The organism is Stappia sp., assembly GCF_048261845.1.
Lineage (GTDB): Bacteria > Pseudomonadota > Alphaproteobacteria > Rhizobiales > Stappiaceae > Stappia.
Genome location: NZ_JBLXFR010000089.1, coordinates 1 through 10507, shown reverse-complemented (window position 1 = coordinate 10507; position 10507 = coordinate 1). Strand labels below are relative to the sequence as shown.

Below are 10507 nucleotides of genomic sequence, written 5' to 3'. Positions count from 1 at the left end.
GGGGGGGTGGGCGGGACCAGCCGGAGCAGCCGGCCACGGGACATGTGTCGGCTCCTGCAGGGGCGGCGCCCCCGCCCGGCGACCTCCCGCGGCGGGGCACGGGACGCGCGGCCCTGGCCGGACGGGCGGGGGCAAGCAGGCGCAGGAGGGCCGGCTCGATGCGCTCGGCAAAGGCCGCCGAGATCTCGTCCCGCCCCCTGGCGAAGCCTTCGTCGAAGGCGCGCTCCTCGGCGTCGCCCCAGCCGGCGGGCGGCTCGGGCTCGAAGCTTCGCGAGGCCGGATATGTGTGATGCGTGCCAAGAGAGGCGACATTGGCGCGCAGCTTGAGCCCGTCGAAACCGTGCGAAAGCGCGGGCGCGAAGGCGACACCCGCCTCGCGCAGGAAGAAGGACGTGAGGTCCGCCCCGTCGACCAGCGGGGCGCCGTCGGGACCCGCATGGCCTTCGAGGCCCGGGAATTCGATCAGGAGCGAATGTCCGGCGGCGACCGGATGGCCGACCTCGACCACCTGCGAGGGGCTGCCCGTTGCACGGCGCAACCGCGCATCGAGCTTGCCGACAAGCTCCTCGACCAGCGCGATGCGGTCGCGACATTCCGTGACATTGCGCCGGATGAAGCGCGCCGGCGCCTGCAGCGCGCCGAGCGCGGCCGCCTTGCCGACATGCGGCAGGCTGGCGGAGGAGGAGGTGATGAAGTCCTTCAGCGCCGCGATCATCCAGGCCGGACCGCAGCCCCAGCCGATACGCAGGTTGGCAAGGCAATGCAGCTTGCTGGCACCGGCAACCGTCAGGCAGCGGGACCCGGCCGGCGTTGCCGCCAGCCGCGCCCGGCAGGTCGCCGGATCATGCTCGGATCCGGCGAAAAGCGCATCCTCGACAGCGATCATGTCATGGGCCAGCAGCACGCCGGCAATGGCCTCGAGCTCGGACCGGGAATAGACCGCGCCGGTCATGGTCGGATTGAACAGCAGCAGGACCGGCGGCACCCCGGACCGGCGGCCGGCGAGGAAACGTGCCAGCGCCCCGGCCGTCAGCTTGTAGCCGCCGGAGCGCTCGCCGGGCACGACATGCAGGGCGCGCCGGAGATGGGCGCACCAACCGGCGAGCGGATGATAGAAGCCCGGAGCCGTGACGATTTCCGCCCCGTCGCGGGTCGCCAGCGCGAGGGCCGCGACGATCAGCCGGGTCGATCCGGCATCGAGAACAACTTCACCGGCAAGGTTTTCGGGAACGCCGTTGCGGATGAATTCATCGCGGATCGCGGTTTCCAGATCGGGAAAGGGGCGCAGGAACATGTAGTTCTCGATCGGACTGCCATCCGCATCCAGGAGGGCGCATTGCGCCGCCCGCACCGCACCGTGCCAGGGACGCCGCACCCCCTCACCATGGGCGAAAGAGACCACACCGGCATCGAACATGCCCGGAGAACAGGGAAACCCGGCCTCGTCCACCCCCATCAGGGCCCGGCGCGCGCGCTGCAATTTTCGATAGGCCTCACCTTCGGGAGGATCGGCCAGCCGCTCGACGAACATGCCTTCACCCAATACGCCGTAAAATTTCTATACTGAAACTGTTCTGACAATCCCATCACGGACCTTACGGAATTGCAACCTCAAAGTGTATTTTTAATTATTATTCAATCAACAATAATTATGAGACCACGGAACCTGCCGCGCTCCCCGGCTGTCACGCCGGCACTTGCCAGCGGTGAAGCCGGCGGCGACACTCCGGCCACCCCAAAGTGCCCAGGCACCCGTGCCCGAACGACAAGGATCTCCCCAATGGTGGCTGCCCCCGTCCCCGTCTTCGACGGGCACAACGACACATTGCTGAAGCTGGAACTGGGTGCCGGGACGCCGCGCGAGCGCTCCTTCCTCGAGCGTGCCCCGCGCGACCATATCGACCTGCCCCGGGCGCGGGCGGGCGGCTTCGCAGGCGGGCTTTTCGCCATGTATGTGCCCTCCCGCCTCGGCGAGGACATGAACCTGCGCTACGACCCGCAGGACCCGGCCAACTTCGCCGAAGTCCAGCAGCCCGCGGCGCTTGCCTTCACCTTGCGCATGGCTGCCAGGGCGTTCCGGCTGGAGCGCGAGGCCGCCGGCGACGTCAGCATCTGCCGCGACGTGCAAGCCATTCGCACGGCGATGGACGCGGGCTCGCTGGCGATGGTGCTGCATGTCGAGGGAGCCGAGGCGATCGACCCGGACTTCGTCGCCCTGGAGGTGCTGCACGCGGCGGGCCTGCGCTCGCTCGGCCCGGTGTGGAGCCGATCAAACATCTTCGGCCACGGCGCCCCGATGACCTGTCCGGCCTCGCCCGACAGCGGCCCCGGCCTGACCGACACGGGCAGGGAACTGGTACGCGCCTGCAACAGGCTGAAAATCATGATCGACCTGTCGCACCTGACGGAAAAGGGGTTCTGGGACGTCGCCTCCCTGAGCGACCGGCCGCTGGTCGCCTCGCATTCCAATGCCCACGCGGTGTGTCCGTCGGCGCGCAACCTGACCGACCGGCAACTCGACGCCATCGCCGAGAGCGGCGGCCTTGCCGGCCTCAACTTCCATGTGGCCTTCCTGCGCCCCGACGGCGGTCACCGCTCCGACACGGCGCTCGATGTCATGGTGCGGCACATGGACCACATGATCGCACGACTGGGCGAGGACGGGGTGGCGCTCGGATCGGATTTCGACGGCTGCCTGGTGCCACGGGCGATCACGGACGTGGCGGGACTGCCGGTGCTGCTGCAGGCCTTTCGCGATGCCGGCTATGGCGAGGAGCTGATCGAAAAGATCGCCTGGAAGAACTGGCTGTCGGTGCTGGAGAGAACCTGGGCGTGAGCGCCCCTTGTCGAGCCCTTGGGCCGACATCCGGGACCAACATCCGGGCACCGCATCCGGGCACCGCATCCGGGCAGTGCACGATGCCCCCGCAGGCTTTGGCAGGCTTGGCCGTCGGCGCGCAACGCGCCGTGCCGCACTACTGGTGAAACGGCAGGCCCGGCGTTTCCGCCTCGATGCGCTCTTCCAGATATTGCGCGATGCTGGTGGCGACCGCATGGAGCCGGCGCAACTCCGCCTCGCGGCGGGTCGTGGCCAGCACCTCGCTGGGGCTGCCGCTCCTGGCGCCGTTGCCGAAGCGGCCGGTGCCGCGCACGATGAAGCGATAGGCGGCGCCGTCCGGCGATTTCGGCGTGTGCAGGATGTCGCCGACATGCTGCTCGGCGAAACGCAGGCTGTCATTGAGCGTCGGCAGCGAAGTGACAAAACCAGACATGGAGAACTCCCGGAACCCGATCGCCGCCGCCATTTTGCGACGCCCGAAACTGAAATGGTTAACGAAAAGTTTGCGCCGATTCGCCAAAGAGTCAAAAGCCGATGTTTTTCCGGGTGCCGATCGGTCCTTCCGCGCCCGCGCAATCAGGACAATTGACGCGGCCGGGTGCCTGCGGTCTCATCGCGCCATGACCATCAACGCCACACCCGACGAAGAGACCTCCACCGCCTTCCGCCGGGCACAGGCCCGCATCCGGCGCCTGTATTTCGGCACGGACGCGACCTCGCGGCGCTGGCGACTGGCGCTCATCGCCTTCGACCTGGTGACGATCGCCTATTTCATCGTTTCGACGACCTACGATCCGAGCGATATCGATCACCGCATCGACTACATGATCGGCGGTGTGCTGGTTGTCGACTACGTGCTGCGGCTGGTTGCCGCCGCCCGGCCCCGGAGAGCCGTGTTCGAGTTCACCGCGCTGGCCGACCTGATCGTCATCGCCTCGCTGTTTGCCAGCGCCTTTTTCGAAAGCCTCGCCTTCCTCAGGGTCGTGCGCATGCTGCGGCTGATGCGCTCCTATCACCTGCTGCGCGAGGCACGGGAATTCTCTTGGTTTTTCCGGGAGAACGAGGAAATCATCCAGTCGACGGTGAACCTCATCGTCTTCGTCTTCGTCGTCACCGCACTGGTCTACGTGACCGAAGGCCACCGCAATCCGGGCATCAACACCTATCTCGACGCGCTCTATTTCACGGTGACGACGCTGACCACCACCGGCTTCGGCGACATCACCATGACCGACGAATACGGGCGCCTCCTCACCGTGCTGATCATGATTTTCGGCGTCGGGCTGTTCCTGCGGCTGGTGCAGACGATCTTCCGGCCGCAGAAGGTCATCCACAAATGCCCCGACTGCGGGCTGAGCAGGCACGATCCCGATGCCGTCCACTGCAAGCATTGCGGATTGACGCTGAACATCCCGACCGAGGGCATGTGAGCGCATCGAGCTTTTAGCGCGGGCGCAAGCCGCCCGGCGTCAGGCATCCGGCGTCAGGCATCCGGCGTCAGGCACCCGGCGTCAGGCGCCGTCGCGCGGCGTTGCGGACACGGGGCGCTCCATCTCCTCGACCTTGCGATCATAGGCCGGATGGAGCGTGTCCATGAAGCGGTCCCAGAGGGAGAACGTGTTGCTGAAGTTGCAGCGGAAATTCGAGTGGTGCTGGTCGTGGAAGGTGGTGCAGACAAGCGGCCAGGGCTTGCGCGCGCCCGGCGAGGCGACATGTTCGAACCCGCAATGGCCGACCATTCCACTCGCCTGATCGTAGAGCTTGTGCAGGACCAGCACGAGCGGAGGAATCGGCAGAAGCAGCGGCGCCACCAGGAAGTAGCCCTGCTCGATCATGGTGCCGACAAAACCGTCCGAATTGTTGGCCCAGACCGTCGGCGTGATGGAGCGGTGATGCAGGGCGTGAAACCGGAACAGCGCCTTGGTGTGCATCGCCCTGTGCCCCCAGTAGAACCAGGTGTCATAGGCAATGGCGGAGACGACAGACCAGCCAAGGAAGGAGACAAGCGTCAGTTCCCCGGGCTGAAACAGCGCATAGCCGTTGGCCGGCAGGCAGAGACCGCCGGCGACATATCCCGCGATCGAGACGAGGGCGACGAGGCTCTGGCGGATCTCGGAGCGGACCCGGTCCGAGCGCCGCTGCTTCTGGATGCGGCGCTCCGGATGGCGGCGGTTCAGCGCGACCAGCACGAGACCGGACCCGAAATACAGGATCACGAGTGCGATGTAGGATGCGGCCCACACCGCCAGGAAGCCGGTCCAACCCAGCGGAAGCGAAATCATTCGGCACCCCGATGCTGCATCGCGGCAACTGTAGAAGGTTTCAACCCTGTTTGGAAGGGAAGGTCCGAAATGCGGCCATATCCCGCCCGCACCGTTCACGGGCCGCCCTGTCCAGCCTGCGGGCTTGCGGCCGGGGCCGCCAGGCTTCAATCTGTCGCATGGGCATAACCGCCTGCCGACACACTATTCTCGTCAGACGCGTGCAAGGGTGCGCGCGTCACGCAGGAGCCGGCGGATGCCGGTGCGCATCCGGGATGTCGGACAGCGCCGGCCACCGAACAGCCCGAGAGACGATGGAGACGGCAGCATGGATTTTTCCGCACTCGACCTGGCCCGGTTCCAGTTCGCCTTCACCATCTCGTTCCACATCATTTTCCCGTCCTTCACGATCGGGCTCGCCAGCTACCTGATGGTGCTGGAGGGGCTGTGGCTGGCGACCAAGCGGGACGTCTACCTGACGCTGTTCAAGTACTGGCTGAAGATCTTCGCCGTCGCCTTCGGCATGGGCGTCGTCTCGGGCATCGTCATGACCTACCAGTTCGGCACCAACTGGTCGGTCTTTTCCGACAAGACCGGACCGGTGCTCGGGCCGCTGATGGGCTACGAGGTGCTGTCCGCCTTCTTCCTGGAGGCCGGCTTCCTCGGCATCATGCTGTTCGGCCTGACCCGGGTCGGGCCGCGGCTGCATTTCCTTGCCACCGTCATGGTCGCCTTCGGCACGGCGCTGTCCGGCTTCTGGATCCTGTCGGTCAACAGCTGGATGCAGACGCCGGCCGGCTACGCCATCAACGAGGCCGGCCAGTTCATCCCGGAAAACTGGTTCGAGATCGTCTTCAATCCGTCCTTCCCCTACCGGCTGGTGCACATGATGCTGGCCGCCTACCTGACGACCGCCTTCGTGGTGGGTGCGGTCGGCGCCTGGCACCTCCTGAAGGGCAGGCGCAAGGCGGCAGGAGACAACCAGGGCGCGCGCGTGATGCTGTCGATGGCGATGTGGATGGCCGCGATCGTCACTCCGGTGCAGATCTTCGCCGGCGACCAGCACGGCCTCAACACGCTGGAGCACCAGCCGGCCAAGATCGCCGCGATCGAGGGGCATTTCGAGAGCGAGGAAGGCGCGCCGCTGATCCTCTTCGGCATGCCCGACATGGAGGCGGCGGAAACCCGCTACAAGGTCGAGATCCCGAAGCTCGGCAGCCTGATCCTCACCCACTCGCTCGACGGGCGGGTGCCGGGCCTGAAGGACTTCCCGCGCGAGGACTGGCCGAACGCGGCCATCGTCTTCTGGTCGTTCCGGGTGATGGTCGGCATCGGCTTCGCCATGCTGGGCATCGGCCTGTGGAGCCTCTATCTGAGGGCGCGCGGCCGGCTTGCCGACACGCCGCTCTTCCACGGGGCGGTGCTTCTCATGGGACCGGCCGGCTTCATCGCGGTGCTCGCCGGGTGGATCACGACGGAGGTCGGCCGCCAGCCCTTTACGGTCTACGGGCTGCTGCGCACGGCGGACAGCCTGTCGCCGGTCGACGCACCTGCGGTGGCGACCTCGCTTGTGGTCTTCATCGTGGTCTATTTCATCGTCTTCGGCATCGGCACCGGCTACCTGCTGAAATCGATGGCGAAAACGCCCGGAGGCGACGCCGGGGGACCGGAACCCGGCGCACCGACCCGCGCCGCCGGCGTCACCCCGGCTGCGGCCTATGCCGAGCGTTCCAAAACCCAACCGGCGGAGTAGAGAGATGGACATCGACCTTGCCCTCGTCTGGGCCCTGCTCATCGCCGCCTCCGTCTTCCTCTATGTGGTGCTCGACGGTTTCGACCTCGGCATCGGCATCCTGTTCCCCACCGCCCGCTCCTCGAGCGAGCGCGACGTGATGATGAACTCCGTCGCCCCGGTCTGGGACGGCAACGAGACCTGGCTGGTGCTGGGGGGCGGCGGGCTCTACGCGGTCTTCCCCCTCGCCTATGCGGTGCTGATGCCGGCGCTCTACGCGCCGATCATGGCCATGCTTTTCGGCCTCATCTTCCGTGGCGTCGTCTTCGAGTTCCGTTTCAAGGCGCCGCCCGAGCGACGCTGGATCTGGGACGTGTCCTTCTTCCTCGGCTCGCTGACGGCGGCCCTGGCGCAGGGACTTGCGCTCGGCGCCATCGTGCAGGGCATCGAGGTGGAAGGCCGGGCCTATGCCGGCGGCTGGCTCGACTGGCTGACACCGTTCTCGGTGATGACCGCCATTGCCGTCGTCATCGGTTATGCGCTGCTCGGTGCGACCTGGCTGATCTGGAAATGCGAGGGGCCGATGCAGGCGCATTTCCGCGCCAAGGCGCGGCTGCTCGGCGGGCTGATGCTGGCGATGATCTGCATCGTCAGCCTGTGGACCCCGGCGCTCGACCCGCAGATCGCGGCGCGCTGGTTCGCCTTCCCGCAGATCCTCTATACCGCGCCGGTGCCGCTGATGGTGCTGGGCCTTGCCGTGCTGCTGTTCACCAGCCTCGCATCGACCCGCGACGCGACACCGTTCCTGGCAAGCCTCGGCCTGTTCCTGGTCACCTTCGCCGGGCTCGGGATCAGCCTTTATCCCAATATCGTACCGCCGGCGATCACCATCTGGGACGCCGCCGCGCCCGACAGCTCGCTGCTGTTCCTGCTCGTCGGCGCGGCGGTGCTGATCCCGATGATCCTGGCCTATAGCGGCTATGCCTACTGGGTGTTCCGCGGCAAGGTCCGGCCCGACGAGGGCTACCACTGATGGCGCAGGTGACGGCCGGCGGGAAACGGCAGGACGCGCGGGGCGAGCACGACCGGGACGGCGGCCGGGACGGCGGCCTTGCCCGGAAACTGGCCTGGTTCGTCTTCCTGTGGGTCGCCGGCGTGACGGTGCTGACGCTCGTTGCCGGGGCGATCCGCTGGGCGATCCTGTGACGCCGGCCCGGGACACCCTCACCAAAGCGTGAGCGGCGGGCGGCCTGTTTCCCCTTGCTCCGGAGACGGGCGCGGCCATCCTTGCACCAACTGTTCGGTGCAGGTGCCCGTCAACCTGTCAGGAGCGCAAATGATCCAACGCCGTCGACATGTGCCCGTTGCCGCGCTGATGACCGCGACGATGACCGCTCTGGCGACCGCTCTGGCGACCGCGCTGGCCGCTCTCACGTTGCATTCGCCGGCGGCCACAGGTGCCGGGACCGATTCCGGGGCCGACTGCGGCATCGAGATCCCCTGCCGCATCGAGGGCGGGGAGGACCGGATCCGCCTGCCCCGGGACCGGGAGGGAACGCCGCCCGTCGGCGCCATCGTCTTCCTGCATGGCTGGCGCGGATCGGCGGAGGCGGAAATGCGCAACCAGGCATGGGCGCGGCTCGCCGACCGGCTCGGCGTTGCCTTCATCGCGCCGCAGGGCGAAGGCGGAACCTGGTCCTATCCGGGCGCCCCCCGGCAGCTGCGCGACGAGTTCGCCTTCTTCGAAGCGCTTGTCGATGACCTGACGACGCGGTTTGCGCTGCGCCGCGACCGGATGATGGCAACCGGCTTTTCCATGGGCGGCTCGATGGTCTGGAACCTTGCCTGCCATCACGGCGAGCTGTTTGCCGGATACGCACCGATCGCCGGCGCCTTCTGGGATCCGGTGCCGCAGACCTGTCCCTCGAACGTGCCGGCGCTGTTCCATGTGCACGGGACGGGCGACCGCACCGTGCCGCTGGAAGGCCGGCCGATCGGCGATGCGTGGCGGCAGTCGGATGTGGCGAAAAGCCTTGCCGTCTGGCAGGACAAGGCCGGCCTGCCGCGCGACTTTCCCGAAGCCGCGCCGCCCGAGGGCCTAGCCTGCCAGCGTCAGGAGGCCAGGAACGGCGCCGGCCTTCTCGAGGTCTGCCTGCACAAGGGCGGGCATGCCGTGCGCGCGGAGTGGGTGGAGCGGGCCTGGCGGGCGCTCGGCAACCGGCTCGGCTGGGACCTTTGAGCCTCTATTCGGCCGGCTCGTCCTGACGGACGCGCTTTCCGGCGCCATCCGCCCCGCGCGCCGACCCGGCCCGTGCCGGCGAACCGGCCCTGGAAGGAGCCGGAGCCGAGATCCCGGCAGGACCCGCGTTCACCGGCTGGGCAGGGGACTGCGCGATGCGCGGCCGGCGCCAGGGCTCCTTCTTGAACCAGGAGACCAGATAGGCGACGGCGATGAGCCCGGCGAAGCCGCCGAGATTGGCCAGCAGCTCCATCAAGGGATCACCGCGCCCCCAGGCCATGTCCCGCAGGATGCCGACTGCCTGGGCGAGAACCAGACTTGCCAGGAAGACGGCGAGCGACTGCTGGCCGACCCGCTGCACGACGCGCACGGCGCGCCCCCAGAGATTGTCGGCAACGAGATACCTCCCGCCGGCGCCGACGGCGATCCAGGCGAGATAGGCAAGCGCCAGGAAATGCACGTAGCGCAGCAGGCCGAACGTCGTCTTGTCCCACAAGGGCATCACCGCATCGCGCGCTGCAAAGAGCTCCGGCACGGCGTTGTAGGCGACATGCCAGGCGAAGGGCACGGAGGCGACAACGACGACGGCGGCGACGGCGATCAGGCCCCGGTTGACCGGCGGCGCCGGCAGCCAGCCGCGCATCAGGGCGAAGCCGGTGAAGAAGACAAGCTGCCAGGCGAAGGGATTGAAGAACCAGGAGCGGTCCGACCAGGGTTCGGCCGGCAGGTCGAGAAACCCGAAGCCGGCGGCGAGCCAGAGGGCTGCCATCAGGCCGAAGACGGCGGGCTTCGACACGCGCGCGACCGCCATCATCACCGGCAGCAGCAGCAGGATGACGATGTACATCGGCAGGATGTCGAAATAGTTGGGCACATAGGTGAGCGTCAGCAGACCGGGCAGGTTCTCGCCGGTGCGCTCGAAGAAATGCCAGAGGTTGAGCGAGCCGACATAGTTCTCGGTGAGGCCGCAACAGGCCTCCAGATAGCCGCTGCGCTGGATCGCGACGAGACCGGCGGCGATCACCAGAAACTGGCAGACATGGGCGAAATAGACCTGCCAGACGCGATGGCCGACACGGGCAACGCCCATCAACCAGCCGTGCTGGTCGAAGACCTTGCCGAAGGCGATGGCGGAGGCCATGCCCGAGCAGAAGACGAACATCTCGGTGGCGTCGGAAAAGCCGAACCGGGCCGGGATCCACAGGGTCCAGGTATTGTTCGGCAGATGCGCGACGAAGATGATGAACATGCCGATGCCGCGAAAGAAATCGAGCCGCGGGTCGCGCGGCCTCGGTACGGCGGCAGTCGGTTTTGCATGAACGTTCACGATCCGCCAGTCTCCTGTTCGTTTCCCGGTTCCCGGTTCCCGGAATTCGTGCCCATTCACCCGCCGATCATGGCCCAATTCGGGCGACGGGGACGTGCATCCACCGGGA

10 protein-coding genes are annotated in these 10507 nt (G+C 67.2%); 6 read left to right on the top strand and 4 right to left on the bottom strand.

The features are described 5' to 3' along the window. Positions 1-1531 (bottom strand): aminotransferase class I/II-fold pyridoxal phosphate-dependent enzyme (locus ACN0T5_RS20195; protein WP_417770413.1); only part of this gene is annotated, 1531 nt, incomplete at its 3' end. Positions 1532-1780: 249 nt separating this feature from the next. On the opposite strand from ACN0T5_RS20195, the gene ACN0T5_RS20190 reads away from it, so the two are divergent. Further along, positions 1781-2836 (top strand): dipeptidase, encoded by a 1056-nt coding sequence (locus ACN0T5_RS20190; protein ID WP_417770412.1) that lies wholly within the window; start codon positions 1781-1783, stop codon positions 2834-2836. A 139-nt stretch (positions 2837-2975) separates the two neighbouring features. Here ACN0T5_RS20190 and ACN0T5_RS20185 read toward each other — a convergent pair whose 3' ends face one another. Then, a complete protein-coding gene (locus ACN0T5_RS20185; RefSeq protein ID WP_417770411.1) occupies positions 2976-3272 on the bottom strand; it encodes a hypothetical protein in 297 nt (98 codons plus the stop codon). A 187-nt stretch (positions 3273-3459) separates the two neighbouring features. On the opposite strand from ACN0T5_RS20185, the gene ACN0T5_RS20180 reads away from it, so the two are divergent. Continuing rightward, positions 3460-4269 (top strand): potassium channel family protein, encoded by an 810-nt coding sequence (locus tag ACN0T5_RS20180; RefSeq protein WP_417770410.1) that lies wholly within the window; start codon positions 3460-3462, stop codon positions 4267-4269. Positions 4270-4350: 81 nt separating this feature from the next. Here ACN0T5_RS20180 and ACN0T5_RS20175 read toward each other — a convergent pair whose 3' ends face one another. Further along, on the bottom strand, positions 4351-5121 hold the full coding sequence (locus ACN0T5_RS20175) for a sterol desaturase family protein (protein ID WP_417770409.1): 771 nt from the start codon (positions 5119-5121) through the stop codon (positions 4351-4353). A 307-nt stretch (positions 5122-5428) separates the two neighbouring features. Here ACN0T5_RS20175 and ACN0T5_RS20170 point away from each other — a divergent pair, with 307 nt between their 5' ends. From ACN0T5_RS20170 to ACN0T5_RS20155, 4 genes are all read left to right on the top strand, one after another. After that, on the top strand, positions 5429-6853 hold the full coding sequence (locus tag ACN0T5_RS20170) for a cytochrome ubiquinol oxidase subunit I (protein WP_417770408.1): 1425 nt from the start codon (positions 5429-5431) through the stop codon (positions 6851-6853). Between the two features lie 4 nt (positions 6854-6857). Further along, the gene (gene cydB / locus ACN0T5_RS20165; protein WP_417770407.1) at positions 6858-7865 is read left to right on the top strand and encodes a cytochrome d ubiquinol oxidase subunit II; all 1008 of its coding nucleotides are present in this window, start codon (positions 6858-6860) and stop codon (positions 7863-7865) included. Beyond that, the gene (locus ACN0T5_RS20160; RefSeq protein ID WP_417770406.1) at positions 7865-8038 is read left to right on the top strand and encodes a hypothetical protein; all 174 of its coding nucleotides are present in this window, start codon (positions 7865-7867) and stop codon (positions 8036-8038) included. Before cydB ends, ACN0T5_RS20160 begins: the two co-directional genes overlap by 1 nt. A 130-nt stretch (positions 8039-8168) precedes the next feature. After that, positions 8169-9071: an alpha/beta hydrolase family esterase gene (locus tag ACN0T5_RS20155; protein ID WP_417770405.1), complete on the top strand. Its 903-nt coding sequence runs from the start codon at positions 8169-8171 to the stop codon at positions 9069-9071. Positions 9072-9075: 4 nt separating this feature from the next. On the opposite strand, the gene ACN0T5_RS20150 is transcribed toward ACN0T5_RS20155, so the two are convergent. Further along, a complete protein-coding gene (locus ACN0T5_RS20150) occupies positions 9076-10398 on the bottom strand; it encodes an OpgC family protein (protein WP_417770404.1) in 1323 nt (440 codons plus the stop codon). Positions 10399-10507 lie beyond the last annotated feature (109 nt).

Coding starts and splice junctions, on each gene's coding strand:
- ACN0T5_RS20160 (WP_417770406.1), top strand. CDS start 7,865: ATGGCGCAGGTGACGGCCGGCGGGAAACGGCAGGACGCGCGGGGCGAG.
- cydB (WP_417770407.1), top strand. CDS start 6,858: ATGGACATCGACCTTGCCCTCGTCTGGGCCCTGCTCATCGCCGCCTCC.
- ACN0T5_RS20190 (WP_417770412.1), top strand. CDS start 1,781: ATGGTGGCTGCCCCCGTCCCCGTCTTCGACGGGCACAACGACACATTG.
- ACN0T5_RS20175 (WP_417770409.1), bottom strand. CDS start 5,121: ATGATTTCGCTTCCGCTGGGTTGGACCGGCTTCCTGGCGGTGTGGGCC.
- ACN0T5_RS20185 (WP_417770411.1), bottom strand. CDS start 3,272: ATGTCTGGTTTTGTCACTTCGCTGCCGACGCTCAATGACAGCCTGCGT.
- ACN0T5_RS20155 (WP_417770405.1), top strand. CDS start 8,169: ATGATCCAACGCCGTCGACATGTGCCCGTTGCCGCGCTGATGACCGCG.
- ACN0T5_RS20180 (WP_417770410.1), top strand. CDS start 3,460: ATGACCATCAACGCCACACCCGACGAAGAGACCTCCACCGCCTTCCGC.
- ACN0T5_RS20170 (WP_417770408.1), top strand. CDS start 5,429: ATGGATTTTTCCGCACTCGACCTGGCCCGGTTCCAGTTCGCCTTCACC.